This is a genomic window from Roseomonas sp. CAU 1739, from assembly GCF_039839775.1.
Lineage (GTDB): Bacteria > Pseudomonadota > Alphaproteobacteria > Acetobacterales > Acetobacteraceae > Neoroseomonas.
This window is the reverse complement of record NZ_JBDOQQ010000007.1, coordinates 1-26,227: the sequence shown is the minus strand read 5'-3', so window position 1 is coordinate 26,227 and position 26,227 is coordinate 1. Positions and strand designations below refer to the sequence as shown.

The 26,227-nt window shown below is 69.2% G+C and carries 33 protein-coding genes; 16 read left to right on the top strand and 17 right to left on the bottom strand.

Annotated elements, in window-relative coordinates; all coding sequences use genetic code 11:
* Positions 1-185: 185 nt before the first annotated feature.
* The 5 genes from AAFN86_RS13065 to AAFN86_RS13045 are packed head-to-tail and all read right to left on the bottom strand — an operon-like array spanning position 186 to position 5,451.
* Complete coding sequence (locus AAFN86_RS13065; protein ID WP_347543779.1) at positions 186-1,010, bottom strand: GGDEF domain-containing protein; 825 nt, start codon at positions 1,008-1,010, stop codon at positions 186-188.
* A gap of 10 nt (positions 1,011-1,020) precedes the next feature.
* The gene (locus AAFN86_RS13060; protein WP_347543777.1) at positions 1,021-2,925 is read right to left on the bottom strand and encodes a peptidoglycan -binding protein; all 1,905 of its coding nucleotides are present in this window, start codon (positions 2,923-2,925) and stop codon (positions 1,021-1,023) included.
* A 17-nt stretch (positions 2,926-2,942) separates the two neighbouring features.
* The gene (locus AAFN86_RS13055; RefSeq protein ID WP_347543776.1) at positions 2,943-4,082 is read right to left on the bottom strand and encodes a flagellar motor protein MotA; all 1,140 of its coding nucleotides are present in this window, start codon (positions 4,080-4,082) and stop codon (positions 2,943-2,945) included.
* Positions 4,079-4,609, bottom strand: a complete 531-nt coding sequence (locus AAFN86_RS13050) for a hypothetical protein (RefSeq protein WP_347543775.1) — start codon at positions 4,607-4,609, stop codon at positions 4,079-4,081. Before AAFN86_RS13050 ends, AAFN86_RS13055 begins: the two co-directional genes overlap by 4 nt.
* Entirely contained in the window at positions 4,606-5,451 is an 846-nt protein-coding gene (locus AAFN86_RS13045; RefSeq protein WP_347543774.1) for an inositol monophosphatase family protein, read from the bottom strand. Before AAFN86_RS13045 ends, AAFN86_RS13050 begins: the two co-directional genes overlap by 4 nt.
* Before the next feature lie 243 nt (positions 5,452-5,694).
* On the opposite strand from AAFN86_RS13045, the gene AAFN86_RS13040 reads away from it, so the two are divergent.
* The gene (locus AAFN86_RS13040) at positions 5,695-5,943 is read left to right on the top strand and encodes a hypothetical protein (protein WP_347543773.1); all 249 of its coding nucleotides are present in this window, start codon (positions 5,695-5,697) and stop codon (positions 5,941-5,943) included.
* 138 nt (positions 5,944-6,081) lie between these two features.
* Here the strand turns inward: AAFN86_RS13040 and AAFN86_RS13035 are convergent, their stop codons facing one another.
* From AAFN86_RS13035 to AAFN86_RS13015, 5 genes are all read right to left on the bottom strand, one after another.
* On the bottom strand, positions 6,082-6,354 hold the full coding sequence (locus tag AAFN86_RS13035; protein ID WP_347543772.1) for a hypothetical protein: 273 nt from the start codon (positions 6,352-6,354) through the stop codon (positions 6,082-6,084).
* Positions 6,355-6,465: 111 nt separating this feature from the next.
* Positions 6,466-7,032, bottom strand: coding sequence for an elongation factor P (gene efp / locus AAFN86_RS13030; protein WP_347543771.1), 567 nt, complete (start codon positions 7,030-7,032; stop codon positions 6,466-6,468).
* A 143-nt stretch (positions 7,033-7,175) separates the two neighbouring features.
* Positions 7,176-7,754: a hypothetical protein gene (locus tag AAFN86_RS13025; RefSeq protein ID WP_347543770.1), complete on the bottom strand. Its 579-nt coding sequence runs from the start codon at positions 7,752-7,754 to the stop codon at positions 7,176-7,178.
* A 44-nt stretch (positions 7,755-7,798) separates the two neighbouring features.
* Complete coding sequence (locus tag AAFN86_RS13020) at positions 7,799-8,215, bottom strand: type II toxin-antitoxin system VapC family toxin (RefSeq protein WP_347543769.1); 417 nt, start codon at positions 8,213-8,215, stop codon at positions 7,799-7,801.
* Between the two features lie 23 nt (positions 8,216-8,238).
* The gene (locus AAFN86_RS13015; protein ID WP_347543768.1) at positions 8,239-8,511 is read right to left on the bottom strand and encodes a type II toxin-antitoxin system prevent-host-death family antitoxin; all 273 of its coding nucleotides are present in this window, start codon (positions 8,509-8,511) and stop codon (positions 8,239-8,241) included.
* Between the two features lie 177 nt (positions 8,512-8,688).
* Between AAFN86_RS13015 and AAFN86_RS13010 the strand changes: the two genes are divergently transcribed.
* The gene (locus AAFN86_RS13010; protein WP_347543767.1) at positions 8,689-9,246 is read left to right on the top strand and encodes a transposase; all 558 of its coding nucleotides are present in this window, start codon (positions 8,689-8,691) and stop codon (positions 9,244-9,246) included.
* Between the two features lie 103 nt (positions 9,247-9,349).
* Complete coding sequence (locus AAFN86_RS13005; protein ID WP_347543766.1) at positions 9,350-10,270, top strand: DMT family transporter; 921 nt, start codon at positions 9,350-9,352, stop codon at positions 10,268-10,270.
* On the opposite strand, the gene AAFN86_RS13000 is transcribed toward AAFN86_RS13005, so the two are convergent.
* A complete protein-coding gene (locus tag AAFN86_RS13000; RefSeq protein ID WP_347543765.1) occupies positions 10,267-11,253 on the bottom strand; it encodes a lysine-2,3-aminomutase-like protein in 987 nt (328 codons plus the stop codon). The two genes, AAFN86_RS13005 and AAFN86_RS13000, sit on opposite strands and share 4 nt — an antisense overlap.
* 37 nt (positions 11,254-11,290) lie before the next feature.
* On the opposite strand from AAFN86_RS13000, the gene epmA reads away from it, so the two are divergent.
* The 3 genes from epmA (at position 11,291) to AAFN86_RS12985 (ending at position 13,357) form a co-directional block, all read left to right on the top strand.
* Positions 11,291-12,313, top strand: a complete 1,023-nt coding sequence (gene epmA / locus AAFN86_RS12995) for an EF-P lysine aminoacylase EpmA (protein ID WP_347543764.1) — start codon at positions 11,291-11,293, stop codon at positions 12,311-12,313.
* Between the two features lie 115 nt (positions 12,314-12,428).
* Complete coding sequence (locus AAFN86_RS12990) at positions 12,429-13,046, top strand: hypothetical protein (RefSeq protein ID WP_347543763.1); 618 nt, start codon at positions 12,429-12,431, stop codon at positions 13,044-13,046.
* Positions 13,037-13,357 (top strand): cytochrome c, encoded by a 321-nt coding sequence (locus tag AAFN86_RS12985; protein ID WP_347543762.1) that lies wholly within the window; start codon positions 13,037-13,039, stop codon positions 13,355-13,357. Before AAFN86_RS12990 ends, AAFN86_RS12985 begins: the two co-directional genes overlap by 10 nt.
* 89 nt (positions 13,358-13,446) lie before the next feature.
* On the opposite strand, the gene AAFN86_RS12980 is transcribed toward AAFN86_RS12985, so the two are convergent.
* Both AAFN86_RS12980 and AAFN86_RS12975 read right to left on the bottom strand, forming a co-directional pair.
* Positions 13,447-14,292, bottom strand: a complete 846-nt coding sequence (locus tag AAFN86_RS12980) for a TauD/TfdA family dioxygenase (protein ID WP_347543761.1) — start codon at positions 14,290-14,292, stop codon at positions 13,447-13,449.
* 24 nt (positions 14,293-14,316) lie between these two features.
* A complete protein-coding gene (locus AAFN86_RS12975; protein ID WP_347543760.1) occupies positions 14,317-15,054 on the bottom strand; it encodes an FkbM family methyltransferase in 738 nt (245 codons plus the stop codon).
* A 147-nt stretch (positions 15,055-15,201) separates the two neighbouring features.
* Between AAFN86_RS12975 and AAFN86_RS12970 the strand changes: the two genes are divergently transcribed.
* The 3 genes from AAFN86_RS12970 (at position 15,202) to AAFN86_RS12960 (ending at position 17,829) form a co-directional block, all read left to right on the top strand.
* Entirely contained in the window at positions 15,202-16,860 is a 1,659-nt protein-coding gene (locus tag AAFN86_RS12970; protein WP_347543759.1) for an L-lactate permease, read from the top strand.
* Positions 16,861-16,962: 102 nt separating this feature from the next.
* Positions 16,963-17,349 carry a DUF1330 domain-containing protein gene (locus AAFN86_RS12965; protein ID WP_347543758.1) on the top strand — a complete coding sequence of 129 codons (387 nt, stop codon included), beginning with the start codon at positions 16,963-16,965 and terminating at the stop codon, positions 17,347-17,349.
* A gap of 117 nt (positions 17,350-17,466) precedes the next feature.
* Positions 17,467-17,829 (top strand): nuclear transport factor 2 family protein, encoded by a 363-nt coding sequence (locus tag AAFN86_RS12960; RefSeq protein ID WP_347543757.1) that lies wholly within the window; start codon positions 17,467-17,469, stop codon positions 17,827-17,829.
* Positions 17,830-17,835: 6 nt separating this feature from the next.
* Here AAFN86_RS12960 and thiE read toward each other — a convergent pair whose 3' ends face one another.
* Entirely contained in the window at positions 17,836-18,486 is a 651-nt protein-coding gene (thiE, locus tag AAFN86_RS12955; RefSeq protein WP_347543756.1) for a thiamine phosphate synthase, read from the bottom strand.
* Here thiE and AAFN86_RS12950 point away from each other — a divergent pair.
* Positions 18,474-18,893, top strand: a complete 420-nt coding sequence (locus AAFN86_RS12950; protein ID WP_347543755.1) for a VOC family protein — start codon at positions 18,474-18,476, stop codon at positions 18,891-18,893. The genes thiE and AAFN86_RS12950 overlap by 13 nt on opposite strands.
* Here AAFN86_RS12950 and AAFN86_RS12945 read toward each other — a convergent pair.
* The 3 genes from AAFN86_RS12945 to AAFN86_RS12935 form a co-directional block, all read right to left on the bottom strand.
* On the bottom strand, positions 18,866-19,255 hold the full coding sequence (locus tag AAFN86_RS12945) for a DUF4345 domain-containing protein (RefSeq protein WP_347543754.1): 390 nt from the start codon (positions 19,253-19,255) through the stop codon (positions 18,866-18,868). The two genes, AAFN86_RS12950 and AAFN86_RS12945, sit on opposite strands and share 28 nt — an antisense overlap.
* A 290-nt stretch (positions 19,256-19,545) precedes the next feature.
* On the bottom strand, positions 19,546-20,466 hold the full coding sequence (locus tag AAFN86_RS12940; RefSeq protein ID WP_347543753.1) for a class I fructose-bisphosphate aldolase: 921 nt from the start codon (positions 20,464-20,466) through the stop codon (positions 19,546-19,548).
* Between the two features lie 61 nt (positions 20,467-20,527).
* Positions 20,528-20,968, bottom strand: coding sequence for a hypothetical protein (locus AAFN86_RS12935; RefSeq protein WP_347543752.1), 441 nt, complete (start codon positions 20,966-20,968; stop codon positions 20,528-20,530).
* A gap of 106 nt (positions 20,969-21,074) precedes the next feature.
* Here AAFN86_RS12935 and AAFN86_RS12930 point away from each other — a divergent pair, with 106 nt between their 5' ends.
* The 6 genes from AAFN86_RS12930 (at position 21,075) to AAFN86_RS12905 (ending at position 26,045) form a co-directional block, all read left to right on the top strand.
* Entirely contained in the window at positions 21,075-21,284 is a 210-nt protein-coding gene (locus AAFN86_RS12930; RefSeq protein WP_347543751.1) for a hypothetical protein, read from the top strand.
* A 1-nt stretch (position 21,285) separates the two neighbouring features.
* Positions 21,286-21,630, top strand: coding sequence for a cell division protein ZapA (locus AAFN86_RS12925; protein ID WP_347543750.1), 345 nt, complete (start codon positions 21,286-21,288; stop codon positions 21,628-21,630).
* A 424-nt stretch (positions 21,631-22,054) separates the two neighbouring features.
* Positions 22,055-22,654: a 5-formyltetrahydrofolate cyclo-ligase gene (locus AAFN86_RS12920; protein ID WP_347543749.1), complete on the top strand. Its 600-nt coding sequence runs from the start codon at positions 22,055-22,057 to the stop codon at positions 22,652-22,654.
* Positions 22,651-23,472 (top strand): TIGR00282 family metallophosphoesterase, encoded by an 822-nt coding sequence (locus AAFN86_RS12915; protein WP_347543748.1) that lies wholly within the window; start codon positions 22,651-22,653, stop codon positions 23,470-23,472. Before AAFN86_RS12920 ends, AAFN86_RS12915 begins: the two co-directional genes overlap by 4 nt.
* The gene (locus tag AAFN86_RS12910; protein WP_347543747.1) at positions 23,469-25,232 is read left to right on the top strand and encodes a solute carrier family 23 protein; all 1,764 of its coding nucleotides are present in this window, start codon (positions 23,469-23,471) and stop codon (positions 25,230-25,232) included. The genes AAFN86_RS12915 and AAFN86_RS12910 overlap by 4 nt, the downstream gene beginning before the upstream one ends.
* Positions 25,233-25,253: 21 nt before the next feature.
* On the top strand, positions 25,254-26,045 hold the full coding sequence (locus tag AAFN86_RS12905) for an SDR family oxidoreductase (protein WP_347543746.1): 792 nt from the start codon (positions 25,254-25,256) through the stop codon (positions 26,043-26,045).
* The last annotated feature ends 182 nt before the right edge of the window (positions 26,046-26,227 follow it).

The following is a 26,227-nucleotide window of genomic DNA, read 5'->3' as shown; positions in this document are numbered from 1 at the left end:
GTCGCGCGCACGCCGCATCATGACGGGCCCCTGTCCGTGGCGCCGAGCCCATCGATCGCACGTCACGACGACCGCCCGCCATGCCCGTCGCCAAAAGCCCGCGGTCCAGGGGCCCGCTGGCCCCTGGCGGGGAGGTTTGGAGGGGCGGCGCCCCTCCATTCCGCGTCACCGCCCCCTCGGGCTCATCACGCGACCACCACCCGATCCCGCCCGCCCTGCTTCGCCGCATACAGCGCCCGGTCCGCCGCCATCAGCGCCGCCTCGACGCCGTCCTCCATCCCCTCCACCGCCGCCACCCCGGCCGAGGTGGTGACCACCGCCCCGTGGCCCGCCGGATGCGGCACGGCGCTGCGGATCTCGCCGCGCACGCTTTCGGCCAGGGCGGCGGCCTGGGCCGTCGTCATGCCGGGGCACAGCACGGCGAATTCCTCCCCGCCGAGCCGCCCGACCACATCCGATGCCCGCACATGCCGGCGCAGGGCTGCGGCGGTGCCGCGCAGCACTGTGTCGCCGGCGGCGTGGCCGTGGCCGTCATTGATGCTCTTGAAACGGTCGAGGTCGAACATCACGACGGCGGCGCCCTCGCCGCGGCGCCGACACGCGTCCAGCGCGGCCGAGGCGTCGGCGGCGAAGCCCCGGCGATTGGCGAGTTCGGTCAGCGCATCGGTCACCGATGCCCGTTCCAGCGTGGCGAGGGCAGCGTCGCGCTGCCGGACCAGGCGCAGCGCCTGGATCATCAGCAGCGGCACGCCCGCGTCGAACAGCAGCCACAGCCACGCGCCGGCATAGGATGCCATCTGCTCGCCGGGGCTGAGGGCGGCGTGGATGTCGTTGAGCGTGAGCAGCCCGGCGACCAGCAGCAGCGCGGCGGCGAAGCCCAGCATCGGCCGAGGGCTGACGCCGACCGGGGTGCCTGCCCGTGCCTGGCGCCCGACGATCAGCAGCGTGACCAGGCACAGCGCCACGATGCCCGACCGCGCCGCGATGTAGACGATCTCGGTATGGGTCACGGATGCGCGCTCACCGGTCGGTCAGCCGCACCTCGATCCGCCGGTTGCGCGCATAGGCGGCTGGGCCGTCGCCCTCGTCGATCGGCTGGGTGTCGCCGAAGGACGTCGCCGCCACCCGGTTGGCCGGCAGGCCCTCGGCGATCAGCAGCTGCGCGACGGCGATGGCGCGCGCGGCCGCCAGTTCCCAGTTGCTGGCGAAGCGGCTGGAGCGGATCGGTGTTCGGTCGGCATGGCCATCGACGCGCACCACCCAGGCGATTTCGCGTGGGATCTGCGGCGTTACCTCCAGCAGCACGCGCGCCAGGTCGCGCACCTGCTGCCGCCCGGCCTCCGACAACTCGGCCGATGCGGGGGAGAACAACACTTCTCCCTGGAACACGAAGCGGTCGCCAACGATGCGCACCTCGGGGCGTTCGCCCAGCACCTGCCGCAGCCTGCCGAAGAAGTCGGAGCGGTAGCGCTGCAATTCCTCGACGCGGGCGGCCAGCGCCGCGTTCAGCCGCTGGCCGAGCATGGTGATCTGCGCATCGCGGTCGCGGCCAGATGCTTCCTCCAGCTGCAAGGCGGTGACCAGGCGTGCGATCTCGGCGCGCAGGGATTCGACTTGGCGCGTCAGCAACGCGACCTGGGCGCGCGCGCTGTCGGCGAGGCGCGTCTGCTCGGCGGCGGCGGTCTGCGCCTCGGCGGCGCGGGTCGAAGCGGCGGTGCCCTGGTTCTCGGCCTGGGCGCGCAGGGCGTCGGCCTCGGCACGGGCGCGTTCGGCCGCGGCGATGCGCGCGGCGGCATCGCGTTCGGCCTCGGCCCGCGCGCGCTCGGCATTCGCTTGCACGGTGGCGGCCTGGCGGGCGATGTCCTCGGCGCGCTGGCGCGCCTGTTCGGCGGTGGCGGCCCTGGTGACGGCATCGCGGGCGGCGGCTTCGGCAGTGCGTTGCGTGGCCTCGGCAGCGGTCGCGCGCTGCTGGGCGGCGCGGGATTCGGCTTCCGACGCACCGGCGCGCGCATTGGCGGCAGCGGCGAGGCCCTCGGCGGCCTCGCGCCGGCGCTGCGCCTCGGCGGCTTCGGTGGCGGTGCGCGCGGCGGCCTGTTCGGCGGCGATGCGGCCGCGTTCCTCCTGCCCGGCCCGTGCGAGCGCGGCCTGCGCCTGGCGTTCCAGTTCCTCGCGCAGCGCGGTCAGCGCCTGCACCTGCTGGTTCAGCCGGGCGAGGTCGGCAAGCCGGGCGGTGATGGTCTCGCGGTCGGTGCGCACCTGCTGGTTCAGCGTGGCCGCCTCGGCGCGCAGCGCTTCGAGGTCGCGCCGCGCGGCGGCGAGTTGTTCGGCCGTCTGCGTGGCCTGCCGTTCGAGTGCGGCGCGCTGCTGTTCGGTCTGCGTCAGGTTGCGCCGCGCATCGGTCAGGTCCCGCGTGGTGCGCGCGGCATCGCCGCCGACGTTTTCCGCCCGCGCCACCGCCTCGGCCAATTGGCGTTCCAGCGTGGCGACGCGTTCTTCCGTGCCGCGCGCGCCAACGCCGAGGTCGGCGAGCCGCGCCGCCAGCCGTTCCTGTTCGCTGCGCGCGGTGTCGCGTTCGCCGGTCAGCCGGTCGCGTTCCTCGCGCAGCGTGCCCAGTGAGCGCAGCGCGTCGTCGCGCGCCGCGGCAGCGGATGCCAGCTCTCCGGTCGCGCGCGCCAGCCCGCTGCGCAATTCCTCGGCCTGGCCACGTTCCAGCGCCAGCAGTTCCGCCAGTTCCGACACCTGCCGGTTCAGCCGGTCCAGCGCGCGGTCGCGCGAGGTCAGCGCGACCGACAGGAACCCCTGCGCCAGCACGAAGACCATCAGCACGAAGATGATGACCATGAGCAGCGTGGACAGCGCATCCACGTAGCCCGGCCAGACATCGAGGCCGCCACCGCCGCGGCGACGGTTGGAGGAGCCGGCCACGACCTAGGCCCGGCCGGTCATGAGCGCGGCGATTCCTCGGCGATCGCGGCGATGGTACGCGTCAGGATCTTGATCTCGTTCCTGATCTCGGACGTCGCCTGGACGCGCCCCTGCGCCACTTCCTCGATCAGCCGCGCCATGTAGATCTCGAGGTTGCGGATATTGCCCCGCGTCGCCTCGTCGATCGCCCCGCGTTCCTGCCCGTCGGCCAGCTTCGCCAGCGCCATCGCGATGGTGGACTGGCCTTCGGCGACGCGCACCATCACCTGGTTGTTGGCGCGCATCTGCTCGGTCAGCACGGTCAGCCGCTCGGTCATCGTCATGATGGCGTTCGACGTCGCCGCGCGGCCTTCCTCGCCACGCTGCAGGATGGTCTGCAGGCCTTCGAGGTTCTCTGCCGTCTGTTCCAGCAATGCGCTGACATAGGCCGGCACGCTGCCTTCGCCTTCCTGCCCCAGCACGCCGGTGGACAGCCGCGTCAGCCCGGCCAGCCATTCTTCCAGTTCATTGGTGAAGCGCGTCTGCGCCTGCCCGGCCGTCAGGTCCATGAAGCCCAGCACGAGCGCGCCGGCGAGGCCCAGCATCGAGGTCGAGAACGCCGTCCCCATGCCCTCCAGCGGCCGGGCGAGGCCAGCCTTCAGCTGGTTGAACAGCAGGTTCAGGTCGCCCGATCCCACCGACATGTTGCCGATCACATCCGCCACCGACCCGATGGTCAGCAGCAGCCCCCAGAAGGTGCCGAGCAACCCCAGGAAGATCAGCAACCCCGTCATGTAGCGCGACAATTCCCGCGTCTCGTCCAGCCGCGAGACGATGCCATCCAGCAGCGAGCGCATCGCGATCGCCGACATCGACACCCGTTCGCTGCGCCGCGCAGACAACATCGAGGCCATCGGCGCCAGCAGCCGCGGCTGCACCTTCTGATCCGCCCCGCGCACCGACCGGAAGCCTTCGAGCCAAGTCACCTCGGTCCGCAGCACCAGCACCTGGCGCAGGTTCCACCCGACGCCGAACAGCAGCACCGCGACGATCACCGCATTCAGCACCGGATTGGCCGCGAAGGCGTGGCGCAGCTCACCCCACAGGGCGAAGGTCACCAGCGCCACGAAGGCGAGGAACCCCAGCATCCGCCACAGATAGACCACCGGCTGCGTCATCGGCCGCTCCGCGCCTCCGTATTCGGGCTTGCCACGCCGGGCGGGACGACGTCCACCACCTCCACCGCCGCGGGCAGCCGCCCCAACGGGCGCAGATCGATCCGAGTCGCGTCCAGCCCACCTGCCACCAGCGCCGCCTTCACCGCCTGTGCCCGCGCCAGCGACGCCCGCCGCGCGAGCGAGGCATCATTGGCCGGCCCGGCGACCTGCGCCTCGATCGTGATGCGCCCGAAGGGCAGGGCGGCGAAATGCATCCCCATCACGCGCAACGCCTCGGCCAGCGCAGGTTCGATCCGGTCGCTGTGCAGCGCGATCCGCACCACGCCATCGGCCATCGCCGTCATCCCCGGCGGCAAGGCGGGCTGCGCCGGCGCGGCCTGCGGCGCCATCGGTGCCCCGGTCGGCGCCAGCGCCGGCGGCGCGGGCGGCGCGGGTGCCGGTTCCGGCAACAGCGCGTCCGGCACATCCTGCGCCCAGGCCGGCAACGCCAGCAGCAGAACCCCCGACAGGACCGCCCGCCGCATCATCCCGCCGGCCGAGCCTTCACCGCGCCAATCCCCTCCAGCACGATCTCCCGCAGCTTCGGCTGCATCGCCTGGTTTCCCGCCACCACATTGCCGGACACGTAGGGATCGCCGCCCTCCGGATCCGTCGCCGATCCACCGGCTTCCTTCACCATCACCAGCCCGGCCGCGATATCCCACTTCTTCAGCCCGAGTTCCCAGAAGCCGTCGTACCGCCCGGCTGCCAGCCAGGCGAGGTCAAGCGCCGCCGCCCCGAACCGCCGCACGCCCGCCACATGCGGCATCACCCGATGCAGGATGGAACTGAATTCCGCCTTGCGCGGCACCCCCGCGAAGGGGATGCCGGTCGCGAACACCGCCTCCCGGATGTCCTTGCGGCCCGACACCCGCAGCCGCCGGTCGTTCAGGAAGGCGCCCACGCCCTTCTCCGCCCAGAACAGCTCATCGGAAGCCGGGTTGTAGATCACCCCGGCCACCACCTCTGACGTATCCGTCCCCGTCCGCTTCTCGATCCCCACCGAGATCGCCCAATGCGGAATGCCATGCAGGAAATTCGTCGTCCCATCCAAGGGATCGACCACCCAGCGCCATTCCCAGGATTCATCGCCCGACGCCCCGGATTCCTCCATCAGGAAGGCAAAGCCCGGCCGCGCCTTGGACAGCTCCTCCTTCAAGGTCTGCTCCGCCCGCATATCCGCGGTCGAGACGAAGTCCGACGGGCCCTTCATGCTGACCTGGAGTTGCTCCACCTCCCCGAAATCCCGCAGCAGGCGGCGCCCAGCCTTGCGCACGGCCGAGGTGACAACCTGCATGGCAGGCGAAAGACGCGAGGAAACGGGAGCCATGACGGATGAAGACCTTGCGGGGTGGAAAGAGCGTGGGGGGGAGGGTTAGCGGAACAGCGTAGCACAGGCCAGGGGGACAGCCCTGGGGCAGGCGAGGCCGGCAGGGGGGCCTGCCCCCCTGCACCCCCCGCTGGGGGCATACGTGCCCCCAGACCCGCGGATTCGAAGGCGTGTCGAATGGTTCAGCGGGCGGCGGGCGAGTGGGCGTATAGTGGCGGCGCCACACGATCCGGAGGACCAGCGATGGACCGGCTACTGATGGACACCGCGGCGGAGAATTTCGACGACGCGGGGGGGCTGAGCGGGGCGGCGCAGATGCAGCGCCTTCTCCTCGGGCTTGAGCAGATGGCACGGGCAGCACGGGTCGGGTCCCGCAACGCCCTGCTGCTCGCCACCGCCGCGGAGAATTTCGAGGACGCGCAGAACCTGGCGGGGGCCGAGCAGATGCAACGCCTCTGCCTCGGCCTGGAGCAGTTCGCCCGCGCCCTGTGAGGCGTGAGGGCGCAGCCCTGCCCGCACGTGCTACGCCGGCAGGGGGGACGCTGCGCCCTTTACAGGCGAGGCCGGGGCAGGGGGCCAGCCCCCTGCACCCCCGCTGGGGGCATACGTGCCCCCAGACCCGCGGGATTTTTAGCGGCGGCCGACGCGGTTGACGGGGCCGCCCCGGTTCATCGGCGTGCCAGGGGCAACGCCGACACCGGGGGCTCCGACGCCCACGCCAGGGGCCACGCCCACGCCGGGGGCGCCCAGGCCAGGGGTCGCGCGCGCCACGGGCGCGGCCGGGCGCACCACGCAGCCGGCCGGAACACCCACCGTCCGGCAATACACGACAGCCTCGGCCGGGCGGACCGCGCCAACCACCGCCACCAGGGCCAGCATCAGGATCGACTGCCAACGCATCATGACAAAAACCCCCCAGGCACGACGACCGCACCGGAGGGGGAGCATGACACGGATGGGTTAGGCGAGGGTTGCCGCTTCACGCGGCGCCGGGATGCCCGGCGCCGCCGCGCATCACTTCGCGCGTTCGTAGTAGGTGCCATCCGCCGTCTTCACGACGATCTTCTCGCCCGCCGTGATGAAGGGGGGGACCATGACCTTCGCGCCATTCGACATGACGGCCGGCTTGTAGGAGGAGGAGGCGGTCTGGCCCTTCACCACCGGGTCGGCCTCGATCACTTCCAGCACGATGGTCTCGGGCAGGTCCATCGAGACGGCCTCGCCCTCGATCAGCTTGACGTTGACCGTCATGTTTTCCTGCAGGAAGGGCAGGCGGTCACCCAGGATGTCCTGCGGGACCATGGTCTGCTCGAAGCTTTCCGGGTCCATCAGCACCAGGTTGTTGCCGTCGGTGTAGGAGTACGTGAACTCCTTGTCCTCGGTCTGGAGGCGTTCGACGGTGTCGGCGGTGCGCCAGCGCTGGTCCTTCTTGGCACCCGTCTTGATGTTGCGCATGTCCACCTGGATGATGGCATTGCCTTTCCCAGGGATCATGATGTTCTGCTTGATGATGGTGTAGCGCTGGCCTTCGAACTCGATGACCATGCCGGCACGCATCTGGTTGGCTTGCATCTTTGCCATCGGTAACGACCCTAGCCGAGTGAAATTGCAAAGCCGCTTCGGGCCCGCTTCGATGCGGCGGTTTAGGCGCAGCTTGAGGCGCTGGCAATACCGGCGCCGACTTCGTCGCTGACGCGGTAAATAAGCTCGACGCGAAAAAACAACTATCGCCAATGCTTCTTATAGAAAGAAGCGAGCATAGAAAATAAAACATCAGAATCGATTAATGTTCTGATTTCTCGACGTTTTGCTGAAAAAAGCCAATTTCCTTTAGTTATTTCTATAAATAATAAAAATGGTGATTTTAACAGTGGTCCATCTCGATAAATATTAAATGTCCAGCTATGAGAAGAAATATCGCCATTTTTGAAGAATTTCTTCTCATCATAGTTAAAGTAGCCAAATTCATGCCATGATTGTAGATATTTTTCTGCTCTATTCTTAAATGTCATTCTGCATAATTCATTCCATTTGGCAATCAGACTTTGTGACGATTTTTCTCCAAAAGAAAATCCGTGAAATGATAGGAATCTGGGGCCTGTCTTGATTTCCAACGGTGATGAACGTCCCTTGATATATATCTTGGCATCAATTTCATGATCAATGCCGGATGCGACAAAATTCATTGTTTTTTGAACTTGAACATAATAAAAATATAGATAATTGATTTCGTCATATGAAAAATGATCATTTTTATAGAAAAAACCATTGTTATCCAGTGTAAGAACGCTTTGCTTTGCCATATGTCTGTTTCCTTTCCTCTGTTATGCGGTTCGGCGGTTGATTACTAACAGAAAATCGACATGATGCTACTGGTTCTACTGTAGGTCAGGATGCTTCGATCCCGTGTTACCACGGTAACTCCAATTGCTTGCGCCGTCGCCACAATCAACCGATCCCCCGGGTCCCCATGAAACTCGCCCGGCAGATAACTCGCCCCAATCGCAATCCGCGCTGTCAGTCGCGCCTCCTTTACCCCCGGCGCCGCCATCACTCGCGCGAACCACGTCTGCACATTCGGCAGGAACTTCACCGCGGCCTCCCGCCCCGGCTTCGGCCGGCTCAGCATCCCGACCTCCCAGGCCGAAATCGGGGACACGAACACCCCCTGGTGCCGTGCCGCGTGTTCAATCGCCGCCAGAGCCTCCGGCGCCATCGGGTCGCCATTCGCTAGCCAGATCATCGCGCAGGTATCCAACAGCACCGCCTCGGGCAGTCCTGCCCCGCTCACCCGTGCAGCACCCCGTCCTCGGCGAGGAACCCGTCCTCATTCACCGGTGCCGTCAAATCCACGCCCTCGCTCACCTGAACCGACCCGCGCAGGAACCCGTGGAGCCCGTCCGCACTTGGCGGGGCGGGGGGTGGCGGCACCAGCACCGCGACCACCTTCCCCCGCTTGGTGATGGCCACGCTCTCCCACTCCCCGGTCCCGACGCGGTCGAGCATGTCCAGGCACTTCGCCTTGAACTCCGTTGCGTTCACCGTATGCGTCTCATCCATGACCATATCTCCTGACTGGTCCTCTCCCATGACCATATGGCATCGCGTCTCCCGCCTTTCACGCGCCAAGTGATGGCGGGGTCCGGGGTGACACTGTCACCCCGGCGGGGGTCTCGGGGGCGGCGCCTCCGCCTCTTTCCTTGAAAATCAGATAAAATTCCTATACAAACGCACCCCATGCGCCCCCACCCCTTCCTCCCCCTCACCGACCCCGAATACGCCTTCCTTTCCCGCCACCTCCCACCCATCACTGGCCGCCGAGGTCGCCCGCCCACCGACCCGCGCCGCACGCTCGACGCCATCTTCTGGGTCGCCTGTTCCTCTGGCCCGTGGAAGGACCTGCCCGAGGAATACGGCCGTCCGGGCACTGCCTCCCGCCAGCTCCGCCGCTGGGCAAAGACCGGCCATATGGACCTCCTCCTCACCCTCGTCGCCGGCCGCGAACCGGAGGATGATATTCTTAACGCCCTCGCCTGGCGCATCTGCCGCGCCTGGCGGCGGGTCAGCCGTATCGTTCCGCTGTCCAGCCTGGTCCGAGCGAAAAACCTCAATGTCCGCGAGGCCTTGCCGGCCCCGCCGCGGTTTCTCCCCAATCCGAATTTGTCCAAAGCAGCACAAGCTTTCGTGATCGCCGCCCTGAAGACGCCGAGGGCCCACCCGCCCGGCACCTTCAACCGCCTCGGCAAATTGTTGCTCGATGCCGGCGGCCGCCCCCGCCACTGGCGCCTCCGCTAACATGGCGCACCAGGTCACGGCGGGGTCCGGGGTGACACTGTCACCCCGGCGGGGGCTTGGGGGCGGCGCCCCGGACCTTCACTGCGCCGCCACACCCCCCGCCATGGACACCCCCACCCCCGCACCGCACCATGCCACCGTGTCGCAACATGCCCCGCCGCCGCAGCGCATCCTTCTAGGTATTCTTTTCGTCTGCATGGCGGGTGGCTGCTTTGCCTTCATGCTGGCCGCGGCGAAGTCGTTGGGGGCGCATTACTCGTCCTTCCAGGTCTCCTGGGCGCGGGCTTTCGGGCATATCGTCTTCCTGCTGGCGGCATTCCTGCCGCGGCATGGGCTGGCGGTGCTGCGCACGCGGCGGCCGGTGCTGCAACTCACCCGCTCGGCGCTGCTGTTCAGCTCGAATCTGTTGAGTTTCATGGCGCTGAACTTCATCCCGCTCGCCAAGCAATCCTCGATCAGTTCGACGGCGCCGTTGATCGTCACCGCGCTGGCGGGGCCGATGCTGGGGGAACGCACGACGCTGCCGCGGGTGCTGGCGTTGCTGTGCGGGTTTGCGGGGGTGCTGCTGGTGATCCGGCCGGGGACGGGGGTGTTCCATTGGGCGTCGCTCGCGGTGGTGCTGAGTGCGACGGCCTATGCGCTGTACCAGATCCTCACCCGGAAGGTGGCGGGGCAGGAAAGTCCGGAGACGTCGGCGCTGTATTCATCCGTGGTGGGTGCGTTCGGGATGCTGCTGGTGATGCCGTTCGTGTGGATCACGCCGGCGACGCTGGTGGACCTTGGCCTGTTCTGTGCGCTGGGGGTGCTGGGGGCGCTGGGGCATTACTGCATTGCCATCGCCTTCGGCTTCGGGCCGGCGAATATTCTCTCGCCGTTCCAGTATTTCCAGCTGCTGGCCTCGGTGGGCGTGGGTTTCGTGCTGTTCGGGGAGGCGCCGGACCTGTTCACCTGGCTGGGGGCGGCGGTGATCGTGGGCAGTGGCCTGTTCATCGGCTGGACGCAGACGCGCAAGGGCGCGGGTTAGGATGCCTCGACCGGCCGTTTCCCCCCGCCTTGCGGCAATTCCCGCACGAAGCAGGGCAGGGCGTGGCCGGGCAGGCGGCCGCGCAGGGACCGCAGCAGCGCGAGGCCTTCGGCGTCCGGCACGGCGAAGCGGGCGGTGCCCGGGGCGGCGTCCAGCGCGTGCAGGTAGTATGGCTTCACGCGGGTGCGCAGCATGGCGCGGAACAGGTCTTCCAGGGCGGCCGCGCTGTCGTTCACCCCGCGCAGCAGCACGGATTGGCCGAGCAGCGCCACCCCTGCATCGGCCAGGCGCCCGATCGCTGCCGTCGCTGCCGGGGCGAATTCGCGGGCGTGGTTGGCGTGGACCGCGACGAATACCGGCTTGCCGGGGCGCAGGGCGTCCAGCAGGGCGGCGTCGATGCGCGCGGGGTCGGCCACCGGCACGCGGGTATGGATGCGCAGCGTCTCGATATGCGGGATGGCGGCCAGGCGGGCGAGGATCGGGCCGAGCCGGCGGGCGCTCAGCATGAACGGGTCGCCGCCGGTCAGGATGGCCTCGCGGATGGCGGGCGTGCGTTCGAACCAGGCGATGGCGGTGTCGAGTTCGGCTTCGGTCAGCACACCGCCATCCGGGCCGACCACCTCGCGGCGGAAGCAGAAGCGGCAATACACGGGGCAGGCGAGCAGCGGTTTGAGCAGCGCGCGGTCCGGGTATCGGTGCACCACGCCCTTGACCGGGGTGAAGGGGGCGTCGGCGGTGGGGTCGTCGGTCTCGTGCGGCGCGGTGGTCAGTTCGGCGGCGTCGGGGATGTATTGGCGGGCGATCGGGTCGGCGGGGTCGGCGGGGTCGATCAGCCCGGCGACGTGGTCGGTGACGGAAATGGCGAAGCGTTCGGCGACCGCTGCGGCGGCGGCCTCGGCGTGCGCGGGCAGAAGCCCGGCGTCACGCAGGGCGCGCGGGGTTCGCAGGGTCCGTCCCTGGCGTGTGGTGTCACCGTCCGGCATGGTCGGCGGCCCGTACTCCAAGGCATCCGCGCAGACAATGGCGAAACCCCACTGGCATCCGGAACGGCTGGCCGCGCGGCTGCCTTTCCTCGACCGCCGCGCCGCGCTGACGGCGGCGACCCGCGCCTTCTTCACCGGCCGAGGGTATCGGGAGGTGGAGACGCCCTGTCTGGCCACCGCCCCGGGTGCGGAGGTGCATATCCGCGCCTTCGAAACGCGGTTCGAACCGCATATCGGCGTGGGGGAGGGGCGGGCGCTGTGGCTGCGGACCTCGCCCGAATTGGCGATCAAGAAATTGTTGGCGGGTGGGTGCGGGCCGGTCTTCGAGTTCGCGCGGGTGTGGCGGAACGGGGAGGTCTCGGCCCGCCATGCGCCGGAATTCACCATGCTGGAATGGTATCGCCCCGGCCTGTCCTTCGACGCCCTGATGGACGAGACCGAGGCCTATATCCGCGCCGTCTGCCCCCAGGTGGTCGAACATGGCGGGGTGCGGACCGACCTCGCCCTGCCGTTCGAACGTCTGACCATGCAGGACGCCTTCGCGCGCCATTGCAACGGGTTGGACCTGTTGGGGACGGAGGGCGACACGGCCCGCCTGCATGCCGCGGCGGCGCGCGCCGGCCTGCCGCCGCGCGCCGACGAATCCTGGGAGGACCTGTTCTTCCGCCTGCTGCTGGAGCGCGTGGAACCCGCGATCGGGCGGGATCGCGCGACGTTCCTGACGCATTGGCCGGCGCCGCAGGCGGCCCTGGCGCGGCGCGATCCGGCCGATCCGCGCGCCGCGCTGCGCTTCGAGTTGTTCGCCGCCGGCATCGAATTGGCGAATGCCTTCGACGAGTTGACCGACCCGGCGGAGCAGCGCCTGCGCTTCGAGGAAGCGAATGCCGAACGCCGCCGCACCACCGGCGCGCATGGCTGGGATGTCGACGAGGATTTCTTGGACGCGCTGGAGGCCGGGCTACCGCCCACGGCAGGCATTGCGCTGGGCTTCGATCGGCTGGCGATGTTGGCGGCCGGCGCGCCGCGGATCGAGGACGTGCTGTGGCTTCCCGTCACTTGACCCCGCGCGGGTGCCTCGCGTCTAAAGGCGGCGCATGTCGATCGGATCAAGACGCAACCGGGAACGCCGGCGCCGCACCGGGCAGATTGTCCTGCGTGTGGCGAAGTGGACTGTCATGCTCGCGATATTCGTGGGCCTGGGGTTCTGGTCATACCAGAGCGGGCTGGACCTCGCTCGCGCCGAGGTCACCCAGCTGGAAGGGCGGCTCGAGACGCTGTCGGCCGATGCGCGCGCCGTCTATGCCCGCAACGCCGCGCTGGAAGGCGAATTGCGTCAGGCGCGCGACGACATGGCCGCGTTGCAGCGGCGCTATGAGCGCGACGTGCCGACCGGCGATGCCGCGGCGCTGTTCGCCCTGGCGCAGGGCCGCATCGGCGCCGGCGTGCCGCGCCCGCGTGTCGAGCAATTGCTGCGTGATGCCGGCCCGGTGCGGCAATGCGAGGGCCGGGCGAGCGGCCGCCGCTTCGCCGTCGCCTATGGCGCCCGCATCCCGGACAATGCGGGGATCGAACTGCTCGACGGCCTGGTGCGCGTGGTGGTGAGCGCACCGAACCAGACCGATGACCTGGCCCGCGCGGCGAGCGTGGTGGTCACCGTGTCCGGGCAGGACCCGGTGACGCTGACCGGGCTGCCGCAGCGCCATGCGGTGACGCTCGGCAATGCGGAGCTGACGCTGAACGTGACGTCGGAAATCCGCGGCTTCGCGACGGCGGCGCTGTCCACATGCGGCTGACCCTGTTCGCTCTGCTGGTGGCCGCCTCCTGCGCGCCGGCGGGTGAGGAGGCCTCCGCGCAATCCGTCGCGCAGGGTGAGCGCCTGGCCCAGACCCGGTGCGCCGCCTGTCATGCCGTCGGGCGCACCGGCGCCAGCCCGCGCGGTAACGCGCCCGCCTTCCGCGACCTGCACAATCGCTATCCGGTGGACCAGTTGGCGGAATCGCTGGCCGAGGGCATCGTCACAGGCCACCCCGACATGCCGGAGGCGTCCTTCGACCAGGCGGAGGTGGCGTCCCTGATCGCCTATCTCCGCAGCCTGGAGCGATAGGCTGGGTCGCCTTCGGACTGGAACATCGGAAGACGGCGCGATGCATGCTTGGCCAATCCCCGGGGCAGGCGGCGTGAACGCAGCAAGGTCTAGGCGGGCACGTCGCCCTGCAGGGTGATGCGGTGCATCTCCCGCCGATGGCCGTGATAATCGTTCACCGGGTAGTGCTGGACGGACCGGTTGTCCCACAACGCAATCGACCCCGGCGCCCAGTGGAAGCGGCAAGTGAACTCCGGGCGGGTGATGTGGGCGAATAGGAAGTCGAGCAGCGGCTTCGATTCCGCCTCGGTCCAGCCGTCGAAGCGCGTGGTGTGGCCGAGGTTTACATACAGCGACCTGCGCCCCGTCTCGGGGTGCGTGCGCACCACGGGATGGGTGGCTTCCAGCGCCTCGGCATTGGTCACGGCGCCGCGTTCCTTCTGGCGGTCCTCGCGCGTCTTCGACGCATCCGCCTTCTTGGATGAATTGATCGCGCGCAGCCCGTCGAGCGTTGCACGAAGGCCGGGCGACAGCGCCTCATAGGCCGCGCGGCAATCGGCGAACAGCGTGTCGCCGCCGGCCGGGGGCACTTCCCGCGCGATCAGCATCGTCGCCATGGGCGGGCGTTCGAGATAGGCGGTGTCGGAATGCCAGACACCGCCGAAATTGATGCGTTCCTCAGGCTCCTTGATGACCGGGGTGATCTGCGGAAGGCCATCCAGACCGCGCACGAAGGGGTATTCGACCGGCGTGCCGAAATGCGACGCGAAGGCCAGGAAGCCCTGCGGCGACAGTGCCGCATCGCGCAAGAACAGTACGCCATGTTCCAGCCAGATCGCGCGTAGCTCTGCGATGATGCGGCCATCCGGCACAGCGGCGAAATCGAGGCCCGAAACCTCTGCCCCCACGGCGCCCGAGGCGCGGGTGACAGTCAGGCGCTGCGCAGTGACGGACATGGCTTCCTCCATTTGGCTGGAAGGCTACGCCGCCGCCTTCAGCCGCGCCAGCATCCCCGCCGCATCCTCCCGCGGTAGGGCGTAGAACACGAAGACGTAGGGGTCCGAAGCCTCGAACACCGAGGGATCGGGTGAGGCGCGCTGCATGGTTGGACGGTCGAGTGCGGCGACCGGGAACCAGCCCCCCTGCAGTTCGAAGACTACGTCATAGCCCAGCGCATCGAGGAAGGCCGGCACCGCCCAGGTGCTGCCCTCCCGGTGGCGTTCCTCGACCTCCAGCGTCAACACCGGGCGGCAGCGCAGCAACGTCTCGCGCGCCCCGCGCAGGATCTCGTATTCGGCGCCCTCGGCGTCGATCTTGACGTGGGTCAGGTCGCGGATCGCGCGGTCATCCAGGCGCTGGAGCGGCGCCGCGAAATGCCGGATGGCGAGGCGCGGGCCGCCAAAGGCCGCATAATCCTTCGCGGTCGAGGCCCACTGTTCCTGCGCCACGCCGTCCAGCACCGGCATGGCCAGGTCGGCCTGCCCGGCATGGTCGCCAAGCGCGGCCTGCACCAGTTCGACATGCGGCGGGATCTCGCCGCCGAAATGCGCGGCCAGCGCCTCGGCGAGCCGCGCGAAGGCCATGGGCAGGGGTTCGAAGGCCAGCACCCGGCTGCCGGGCAGCCGCGCGAAGGGCAGGGTGATCAGCCCATCATGAGCCCCGACATCGACCAGCGTTCCCGGGCGGTGGAGCAGCGTGTGGAAGGTGATCTCGTCCATGGCTGTGCGGCTCCGAAAGCGTTACGAAACAGTTATCTTGCGTTCGATTTCAGTAGCGGCTCACAGTGAATCACACTCCCGGCATCCGCCGAAATCCTGGCGCTTGTCGCGGCTGCGCAGACCCGTTGCGAGACGGAGACGGCGAGCATGTGGAACCAGATCTACGATCCCTTCGGCAATGCGACGCTTTCGACGATCGCTGCCGCCGTGCCGGTGGTGATGCTGCTGGCGCTGATCGCCTCGGGCAAGGTGCAGGCGCATCTCGCCGCGCTGGTGGCGCTGGTCGTCGCCCTGCTGGTCGCGATCTTCCTGTTCACCATGCCGGCGGGCCTTGCGGTGCGAGCCGCGGTCCTCGGTGCGGCGATCGGGCTGTTCCCCATCGGCTGGATCATCCTGAACGTGATCTTCCTCTACCGGCTGACGGTGCAGAAGGGCTGGTTCCAGATCCTGCAGCAATCGATCGGCGGCATCACGCCGGACCGGCGCCTGCAATTGCTGCTGATCGCCTTCGCCTTCGGCGCCTTCTTCGAAGGGGCTTCGGGCTTCGGCACACCGGTTGCGGTGACGGGCGCGATCCTGATCGGGCTCGGCTTTTCGCCACTTGCGGCGTCGGGGCTGTCGCTGATCGCGAATACCGCGCCGGTGGCCTATGGTGCGCTCGGCACGCCGATTGCGGGGCTGGCGTCGGTGACGGGCTTCGATCCCTATGTGCTGGGCGCGATGGTCGGGCGGCAATTGCCGTTCTTCTCGGTGATCGTGCCCTTCTGGCTGATCGCGGCCTTCGCCGGCTGGCGCGGCATGGTGCAGATCTGGCCGGCGATCCTGGTCTGCGGCGTCACCTTCGCGATCCCGCAGTTCCTGATTTCGAACTACATCAATCCCTGGATCGTCGACATTGGCGCCGCGATCATCTGCATGGCCTGCCTGGTCGCCTTCCTGCGCGTCTGGCAGCCACGCCAGGTCTGGAGCTCCCCGGCGCTGCGCACCGCCGATGCCTCGGCCGGCACCATGCCGCCGCCGCCCGCGCCGGTGACCGCGACGCGCGACCAGGTCATCTGGGCCTGGGTGCCGTGGATTATCCTGTCCATCGTCGTGGCGATCTGGGGCACGGGCTGGTTCAAGGCCTACGTCAATCCGATCGCCACCTGGAACTACCCGGTGGAGGGGCTGCACAACCTCGTGCAGAAGGTGCCGCCCGTCTCCTCGCCGCCGGTGCGGGAGGGCGCGGTCTTCGCCTTCACCTGGCTGTCCTTCACCGGGTCCGGCATCCTGATCGCGGCGATCATCTCCGGCTTCGTCATGGGCTTCTCGCCGATGGCGCTGATCCGCGCCTATGGGCAGACCATCTGGGTGGTACGGAAGTCGCTGATCACCATCATGGCCATGCTCGCGATCGGCACGCTGACCCGATTTTCGGGCATCGATGCGACGCTTGGCCTCGCCTTCGCCGGGACCGGGCTGCTCTATCCCTTCTTCGGCACGCTGCTCGGCTGGCTGGGTGTCGCGCTGACCGGGTCCGACACTGCGTCGAACGTGCTGTTCGGCAATCTGCAGAAGGTGACGGCCACACAACTCGGCCTGTCGCCGATCCTGATGGCGGCGGCGAATTCCTCGGGCGGCGTGATGGGCAAGATGATCGACGCGCAATCGATCGTGGTGGCGTCGACCGCGACGAACTGGTTCGGGCATGAAGGCAGCATCTTGCGCTTCGTGTTCTGGCATTCGATCGTGCTGGCCTGCCTGGTCGGCGGGTTCGTGATGCTGCAGGCCTATGTGCACCCGTTCAGCGCGATGGTGATCCAGTAGGGCGCAAGGCCATTCCATCGCGGCCCCCGCCTGCGGCATGATCGCCGCAGGCGGCCGCCATGCCGCATGCCGGGTTCCACCCATCGATGGGGAGGTCGAGGCATGCATTCCCACCTGAAGCTCTCGCTAGCCATGACCGCCGGCTTTGCCCTGGGAGCCGCAGTGTCCCAGGGCCTGCGCGCCCAGCAGCATCCGCCCGCCTATGTGATCTCGGAAATCGAGGTGACGGACGCCGAGGCCTATCTGCGGGACTATGTCCCCCTCGCGAACCGCGCGCTGGCCGAGAACGGCCAGAGGCGCCTTGCCTCGGGCGGCCGGACGGTGACGCTGGCGGGTGCGCCGCCGGCCACGCGCGTCGTCGTCTCGGTCTTCGACAGCCTGGAGAAGGCGGAGGCGGCCTATACCTCGCCGGCCTATCTCGAGGCTCGGAGGATCGGCGACCGCTATGGCCGCCTGCGCATCTTCGCGGTCGAAGGGCTGCCGCAATAGGGCAGGGGCGTCGGGCCGCTGCGATCGCGATGGTCCAGCGGGCAGGGTTGGCCCCGGATCATCCGAATGGACGATGTTGATCTTGTCCGGGGGTGGCAATTATTGGGAGGGCGGCGGATGCGCGACGCGGATCTCGACGCCATCGAAGGGGTTGCCTGGCTCGACATGGACGTCTGCGACCCGACGCTGTTCAGCGCCGCCTTCCATCCGACCGCCCGCATCCAGGGTTATCGCGGCGGCCAGTGGCGTGGGCTGACGCGGGAGGAATTCGTCGGTCATTACACGCAACTCGGCTCACGTGCCGCGGCGGGCGAGGCATTCGACATGCGCATCCTGTCTATCGACCGCGCTGGGCGTGCCGCGGTCGTGAAGGTCGGGATGCGCTGGAACGAGCGCGACTACGTGGATTTCCTATCCATGATCCGCCGCGACGAGGGCGGATGGTCGATCAGCGAGAAGACCTTTTTCTCGCCGACCTGAATGCCGTCACGCCGCCGCGATCGCCGCGTTCATCGCACGCACGCCGGCGGCGGGGCCTTCGGGGTGGTTCCACACCGCGCCGACCACGGCGAGGAAATCCGCCCCCGCGCGCACCAGTGGCGCGCAGTTCGCCGCGGTAATGCCGCCGATCGCCACGCAGGGGACCTCCATCATCTCCGACCACCATTCCAGCAGGTCGGTCCCTGCGGTGTGGACCGTCTCCTTCGTCTCGGTGGGGAAGAAGGCGCCGAAGGCGACGTAGTCCGCGCCGAGTTCCCCCGCTTCCATCGCCAGGTGCCGGGACGCGTGGCAGGTGATGCCCAGGATGCGGTCCTTCAGCAGCTTGCGCGCCCCCGCATGGTCGCCATCCGTCTGGCCCAGATGTGCGCCGTCGCAGCCCAACCGGGATGCCAGGGCAGCGTCATCATTCAGGATGAAGGCGACGTCGTGCGCCTGGGTCACCGGCATCAGGGCGTCCACGGCGCGCTTGATCTCGTCGGGCGGCGCATCCTTCAGCCGCAATTGCAGGCAGGCGACGTCGCCGGCATCGAGTGCGGCGGCCAACTGATCACGATACGCGGCGAGATCGATCCGCGGCGGTGTGATCAGGTACAAGCGGCAACCATTCGAGGAGGAGGTGTCCCGTGCCGCGTTCATCGTCCGTCATTCCCTGTCTGCGCTACGCCGACCCCGGCGCCGCGATCCGCTTTCTGACCGAGGCCTTCGGCTTCGTCGAGAAGCTGGTGGTGCCGTCCCCCGATGGCGGCGTCATCCATGCCGAACTGACCTATGGCGAGGGCGAGGCGCAAGGCATGCTGATGCTGGGCGGCGATCGCCCCTTCTTCGACATGCGCCTGCCGAAGCAGGCCGGCGGCGTGACGGACTGCATCTATGTCGTGGTGAAGGATGCCGATGCGCATTGTGCCAGGGCACGGGCGGCCGGGGCCGAGATCCTGGAGGGGCCGCTCGATCGCGACTACGGGTCGCGCGAGTATGTGGCGCGTGATCCGGGTGGGTATCTGTGGGATTTCGGGACCTACGACCCCTGGGCCGACCGAGACTGACCACAGGCGGCCGTGCGATGCGCCGCGAACCACAATGCCGGAACGACGCCGAGTTCCATAACCAGCGCGGCCAGGTGCGGCCAGGGCGGTAGCGGGTCCACTGCCAACCCACACAATCGCGCCAGGCCGCCCAGCGTGACGATCGCGCAGAGCACGCCAAAGACGCCCGCCCGTCGCGGCAGCGCTGCCGCGCACCACCAGGCCAACAGCCCGATGCCGAGCAGGAGGCCGGACAGGTAGCGGACTTGGCTCGACGTCGCGGGGCCGCCGGCTTCCCCCAGGAAGGCGGGACCGAACAGTGCGCCCCCGCCTCCAGCGAGGACGGGGACCAGGGCGGCGAGACGGATGGCGAGAGGAAGCATGCCGATATTACGCGCCCCAGCGGCGGGCGGATGCATGGTGCGGTCCGATGCTCCGCCTGGGCGACCGAAAGGGGCGTTGCCCCGCTCGGGCTCACCCCACCAAAGGCCCAAGAGCCTCTGGAAACCTCAACCTGGCGCCAAGCGCGCAACGCCGCCACCCGCTTGCGTGCACAGCGCGCGCTTCACGGGGTCAGCAGGCCCCACGCGCCCGGCGCCAAGAAACCGGCATTCCAAAGGCCCCCTGGCCTTTGGCGGGGTGGTTTGGAGGGGCGGCGCCCCTCCAACCTTCCTCAGGCCTTCGTCTTGTACACCTCGATCATCGAGGCCAGCAGCTTCAGCGCATCCTCCTTCGGCCGCTGGAACGCGTTGCGCCCGACGATGGACCCGTTGCCGCCGCCGGCATGGATGGCGCGCGCCTCATCCAGCAGCGCATCGGCGCCCTTCGCCTCGCCGCCCGAGAACACCACCAGGCGCCGCCCGTTGAAGCAGGACTGCACGACATGGCGGATGCGCGCCGTCAGGTTCGACCCGTCGATCTTGCGATCGGTGTAGGTCTTCTTCGCGGCGTCGAGGGAGACCGGCTCCATCGGCGGCTTCACCTTGATGATGTGCGCACCCATCAGCGCCGCCATGTGCGCGGCATAGGCGCAGATGTCGAAGGCGGTCTCGCCGGTCTTGTCCAGCATCGGGCCGCGCGGATAGGACCACACCACCACGGCCAGGCCGGCCGATTTCGCTTCCTCGGCCAGCTCGCGCAGTTCCTCCATCATCTCGAACTGATATTCGGAGGACGGGTAGATGGTGAAGCCGATCGCCGAGCAGCCCAAGCGCAGCGCATCCGCCACCGACCCGGTCACCGCCTGGTCCTTTGTGGTGGACAGGCTGTTCGACGAATTCACCTTCAGGATGGTTGGGATCGCACCCGCGAAGGTCGCGGCGCCGGCCTCGATCATGCCGAGCGGCGCGGCATAGGCGTTCAGCCCCGCCTCGATCGCCAGCTCGAAATGGTAATGCGGGTCATAGGCCGCGGGGTTCGGGGCGAAGGACCGCGCCGGGCCGTGCTCGAAGCCCTGGTCGACCGGCAGGATCACCATGCGGCCGGTGCCGCCGAGCTTCCCCTCCATCAGGATGCGGGCGAGGTTCGCCTTGGTCCCGGGATTGTCGCTCTCATACCAGGAGAGGATTTCCTTCACGCGGCGGGTGAGCTTCATCTGGCGTCCTTCCTTCGGTCCGGCCTTGTGCGGGGCGCGATAGCGCAGCGTTACCCGCCTGTCACGATGCCGGCGGTGTCGTCGATGCCTGTGGCACTTCCATGGCGAGCCAGGCGGCCAGCCGCACCAGGTCGTCGCGCCGGCGCAGGTCGATGCCCGCCAGGTCGAAGGCGGGTGGCCGCGCGGGCAGCAGCCGCGCCCCGGTCTCCGCGGCCGCCGCGGCGACAGCGGCGAATCCGGCGCACGTGCCGTCCAGGATGATCACCCGCACCCCGGCCCGGACCGCGGCAAGCGCGCTGCCGGCCGCGTCCGCACAATCGAGCGCCGCGTCCCAGCGTGCGTCCGGATGCCGCCGGCCAGCCTCCGCCACCAGGGCCAGGAACCAGCCCGGCCCGGCGAAGCCCCCCGCGCCATGGGCTGACAGCAGCAGCACGCCGCGCGGGCCGGCCGCCGCCAGCGCGGCTTCCGCCTGGTCCAGCGCATGGACAACCACCGCCAACATGCCCCCACAAGCCGTCACCGTTGACCCCGAGGCCCCTCTCTGCCAAGGCTTTCCCCTAGCCCCGCGGGCGTCTGCGGGGAAGCGCAAGCGGACCTCCAGGGGGCGGATGAACGACGCGGTGGACCCGGTGGCCGAAGCCACCCAGCGGCTGGAAGCAGCGGTCGAACGCCTGGCCCGTGCGGCCAGCGCCCGCCCGGCATCTGTGCGTGCCGAGGATGACGCGCCGGGCGTGGACCCGGCGGCCGTCGCTGCCCTGGCGGCGCGCCTCGACGAAACCATTGCCCGGCTGCGCGGCGTGCTGGGCGAGGACGCCTGACATGGCCCAGGTTACGGTTCGCGTCGGCGGCTATTCCCACCCGGTCGCCTGCCAGGACGGCCAGGAACGCCACCTCACCAATATGGCGGCCGAGGTGGACAAGCGCATCGGCACGCTGAAGGCCATGGGCATGCAGTTCGGGGAAACCCGCATGCTGCTGCTCGCCGCCCTGCAACTGGCCGACGAGACGGCGGATCTGCAGGCGGAAGTCGCCGCGCTCAAGGCCGGCGGTGCGGTCGCGGCCCCGGCGCCGGTGGTGGCCGGACCCGATCCGGTGGTCGTTGAACGGCTGAACGGTCTCGCCGATGCGATCGAGGCCATTGCGGCGGGGCTGGAGCGCGCCTAACTTCACGGGGCGGGGCTGCCCGGTGCGCCCAGGCAATTCATCCCCAGGGCCAATAAGCATCCTCCGGGAGCTGGCTCTGTCTGGATCTTGGTCCAGGCATCTGGTGCCCACCTGCATAGCAGGCCTTGGGAGGGTGAGACGCCAGCGGCCCATGGTGGCTCCGCACTGTTTCTCGACCCTCAGACGGCGGGCGCCGCGCATCCGCGCGGCTTGCCTTCGCGCCATGCACTGGTGCGATGGCGACGATTGACCGTCTGGGCGCGGTCGCGCATTGCGCTCGCGGATCGAGGCGCGGCCTCGATCCGTTTCGCTCTCCTGGCCGTCGGCTGTCGCGTCGCACCCTGCGCTGCCGCATGGACGCGCCGTGACAACGGCCTCGGCGGCCAGGGGCGCGCATCCTTGGCGACTGCGATAGGGTGGTCCCATGAACGCTGACGCGCCCTATTGCGACGTGCTGCTCGCCGAAATGAAGATCGAGGCGCGCAAGGTGGCTCTCGCGCGCCGCGCCGCCATCGACCCGGCCGGCAAGGGTGATGCCCTCGCCGCCATCGTGCTGCGCGACTGCCCGCCACCCCCTGGCGCGCTCGTCTCCGCCTTCTGGCCCATGGGGCCGGAGATCGATGTCCGGCCGCTGATCGACGCGCTGCACGCCCGCGGCCAACCGCTCTGCCTGCCGGTCACGCCGAAGCGCGGCCAGCCGTTGCGCTTCCGGCGCTGGGCGCCGGGCGACCCGCTCGGCCATGGGCCGATGGGCACGCGCCAGCCCGCGAGCGGGGAGGAGGTGACGCCCGACTGGCTGTTCGTGCCGCTGCTCGCCTTCGATCGATCCGGCCGCCGCCTCGGCTATGGGGGCGGATACTACGACCGCACGCTGGCGGGTTTGCCTCACGCCGCCGCGATCGGGGTTGCCTATGCGGCCCAGGAGATGCAGGACCCTCCCGGAGTGCCAGCAGGGCCGACCGATATCCGGCTCGGGCGCGTGGCGACGGAGGCGGGCGTGGTGGTCTGCGGCGGGGCCCCGTGAGGCTGCTGTTCCTCGGCGACATTGTCGGCAGGTCCGGGCGCGATGCGGTCATCGGCGCGCTGCCGAGGCTGCGCCGCGACCTCGCGCTCGACCTGGTCGTGGTGAATGCGGAGAATGCCTCGCACGGCTTCGGCCTGGCGCCCGACATGGCGCGCGCGCTGTTCGCCGCCGGGGCGGATGTGCTGACGCTTGGCAACCACGCCTGGGACCGCAAGGAGATCATCCCCTTCATCGCCGAGGAAGGCCGCCTGATCCGCCCGATGAACTACCAGCCCGGCACGCCGGGGCAGGGCGCGGCAGTGGTGACCGTGCCCGGTGGGCGTCGCGCCCTGGTGGTGCAGGTGATGGGCCGGCTGTTCATGGAACCGCTCGACGACCCGTTCCGCGCGGTGCAGGGCGAATTGGCGAAGCACACGCTCGGCGCGCAGGGCAGCGTGCAGGCGGTGGTGGTCGACATCCACGCCGAGGCGACCTCCGAGAAGCAGGCCATGGCGCATTCCTTCGACGGGCGCGCCTCGCTCGTCATCGGCACCCATACCCATGTGCCCTCCGCCGACCATCGCATCCTGCCGGGCGGCACTGCCTTCCAGACCGATGCGGGGATGTGCGGCGACTACGACAGCGTGATCGGCATGCAGAAGGGCGGCGCGTCCCTGCGCTTCTGGCGCAAGGTGCCGTCCGAGAAGCTTGCCCCCGCCGAAGGCGAAGCCACCGTCTGCGGCCTGTTCGTCGAGACGGATGACGCAACGGGCCTTGCGCGGCGCGTCCTGCCGCTGCGCCTCGGAGGCTCGCTCGCCCAGGCGATGCCCGCGCTGTGAGTGCGGAAGTCGGGAAGGCCCCGCTCGCCACATGGCTGGCCGCCGCGTTCGGCCGGCAGGGCGACCGGGTGCCGGCCCACATGCCGGATGTGGTGCTTGGCCTCGACGACCGTGCGGCGCCGCCGCGCATGCTGGCCCTGGCGCTGCAGCAGATCGCGCTGCAGTCGATCTATTTCGTGCTGCCCGTCATGGCCGCCGCCGCCTTCGGCGCCGGGCCGGTGGCGGCGACGAACTACCTGTGCCTGTCGCTGCTGGGCCTGGCCGTCTTCGCCGTGCTGCAGGCGCTGACGCGCGGGCCGGTGGGCGCTGGCTATCCGATGCCGGCAACGCCGTCGGGCGTGCTGTTCGCGCCCTTGCTGCTGGCCGCCGCGCAGGGCGCGACACTGGCGCAGGCCACGGCGCTCATCATGATCAACGGCGTCGTCGCGCTGCTCATCGCACCCGTCGTGCGTCGGCTGACCACCTTGATGCCCACCGAGGTTACGGGTGTGGTCGTCTTCCTGGTCGGTGCGTCGCTGCTGCCGAGTGTCATGGCGATGCTGCATGTGGATGCGGCCATGCCGGCGGCGTCGCTGCCCGCGATCATCGTGGCGATGGGCTGCTTCATCGTGATGGTGGTGGTCGCGGTGCTGCGCTGGCACCTCGCCCCCTTCGCCGTGCTGATCGGGGCGGCGACTGGCACGGTGGCTGCGCTGTTGGCCGGCATGGCGCCGGCCGGGGCGCGCGACGTGCTGGCGATCGAACCCTGGTTCGCGCTGCCGATGCCCGCCGCGGCGCCGGATTTCGACTTCGCCCCCGGCCTGCTCGTGCCCTTCCTGCTGTGCCTGGTGGCGTCGCTGGCCTCGCTGATCGGCACGACCGTCGCGCTGCAGCGGGCGACGGATGGCGGCTGGACGCGGCCGGACCCGGGGCCGATCCGCCGGGCGATCATCGCCCATGGTCTGGCGGGGGTGCTGGCCGGGATGGCGGGCGGCATGGGCAGCGCCGCGTCCACATCCTGCACCGGGCTGTCGATCGCCACGCGCACCTTCGCGCGCAACGTTGCCCTGGCCGGGGCGGCGATCCTGTTCGTCCTCGCCTTCTGTCCCAAGGCAGTGGCGCTGTTCGTGCTGGTGCCCGCGCCGGTGCAGGCGGCGATGCTGCTGTACGTCGCCGGCTTCATGATGGCGCAGGGCTGCGAGATGATCGTCCGCCGCAGCCTCGATACGCGGCGCACGGTCGTCGCTGGGCTCGGGCTGACCTCCGGCCTGGCGGTGCTGGTCTCGCCGGCCTTCTTCACCGCGGCGCTGCCGGCGCTGGCGGCGCCGCTCGCCTTCGGCGCGCTGGTGGCGTTCCTGGCCAATCTGGTGACGCTGCCGCTGGTGAGGCGGGTCGAACGCTTCGTCGTGCCGCTCGGCGGCCGTGCTGCCGACCTGGTCGAGGACCACACCTTCGCCATCGGCGGCGCCTGGGGCCTGCGTCCCGATACGGTGCGCAAGCTGCACCATGCTTTGACCGAACTGGGCGACCTGCTGGCCGCGCGCGGCACCGCCGCCATGGCCGTCACGGCAACGCAGCAGGAGGATGCGGTGGAACTGGCCGTCAGCTTCCCCGGCGCGCCCCTGCCGACGCCGGCCCGCCGTCCGCGTGCGGCCGATATCGAGGCCGGCGGCGATGCGATGGAGGCGGTGTCCCTGTGGCTTGCGCTGCGGGAGGCGACGCGGCACGCCATGCGCAGCACATCCGAAGGCCAGGAATTGCGGATCGTGTTCCACGATTGATCGAATGGGGGGAACGGGGCGATGGACCTCGGCTATGCAGGGCGGCGCGTGCTGGTGGTTGGCGCGTCGGCCGGGATCGGCTTCGCCACGGCGCATATGCTGGCGGCGGAAGGGGCGGAACTGCTGATCGCATCGCGCGATCCGGCCGGGATCGCCGCGGCGGCCGACCGTATCGAAGCAGCGACAGGACGCCGCCCGGCGACCGCGACCGCCGATATCACCGAGGCCGGCGCGGCGGATCGCCTGCTGGCTGATGCCGCGTCGCGCTGGGGGGCGCTCGATGCGCTGGTCGATGCCGTGGGCGGTTCGATCCGCTCGGGCTTCGAGGCGCTGAGCGACGAGGACTGGCTCGGTAACTACAGCTTCAACGTGCTGTCGGCGGTGCGCGTGGTGCGCGCCGCGCTGCCGTTGCTGCGCAAGGGGGCGGCGCCGTCCATCGTGCTGCTGGGGGCGGCGGCGTCGCGCATGCCCTATCCGAACCAGGTCGTGTCCAACGTCCACAAGGCCGGGCTGCTGGGGCTAACCAAGACGTTGGCCGGTGAATACGCGGCGGAAGGCATCCGCGTGAACTGCGTGGCACCCGGGCGGACGCTGACGCGGCTGTGGACCGATCGCGCGGCGAAGATGGCGGCTGAGCGCAACGTCTCCGCTGATGACGTCATCGCCGAATTCGCGCACGAAATCCCGCTTGGCCACTTCGGGCAGCCGGAGGAGATCGCGGCGATGGTGCTGTGGCTGTCGAGCCCGCGCGCGGGCTACGTCACGGGGCAGACGGTAAACGTGGATGGCGGGATCGCACGCGGATTGCTGTGATCGGGCAGGGTGGAACCGAGAGGGGCTTTGCCCCTCTCGGGCTCTCCCCACCAAAGGCTTAGAGCACGCTGCTATTCGTTGGAATCGGGGTTCCGAAACGGGGCGGGATCTGATTCAAGCGTTGGGCTGGGCGATGGAGGCCAGCGCTGATGCGGCCGTACTCCGAGGATCTGCGTGAGCGC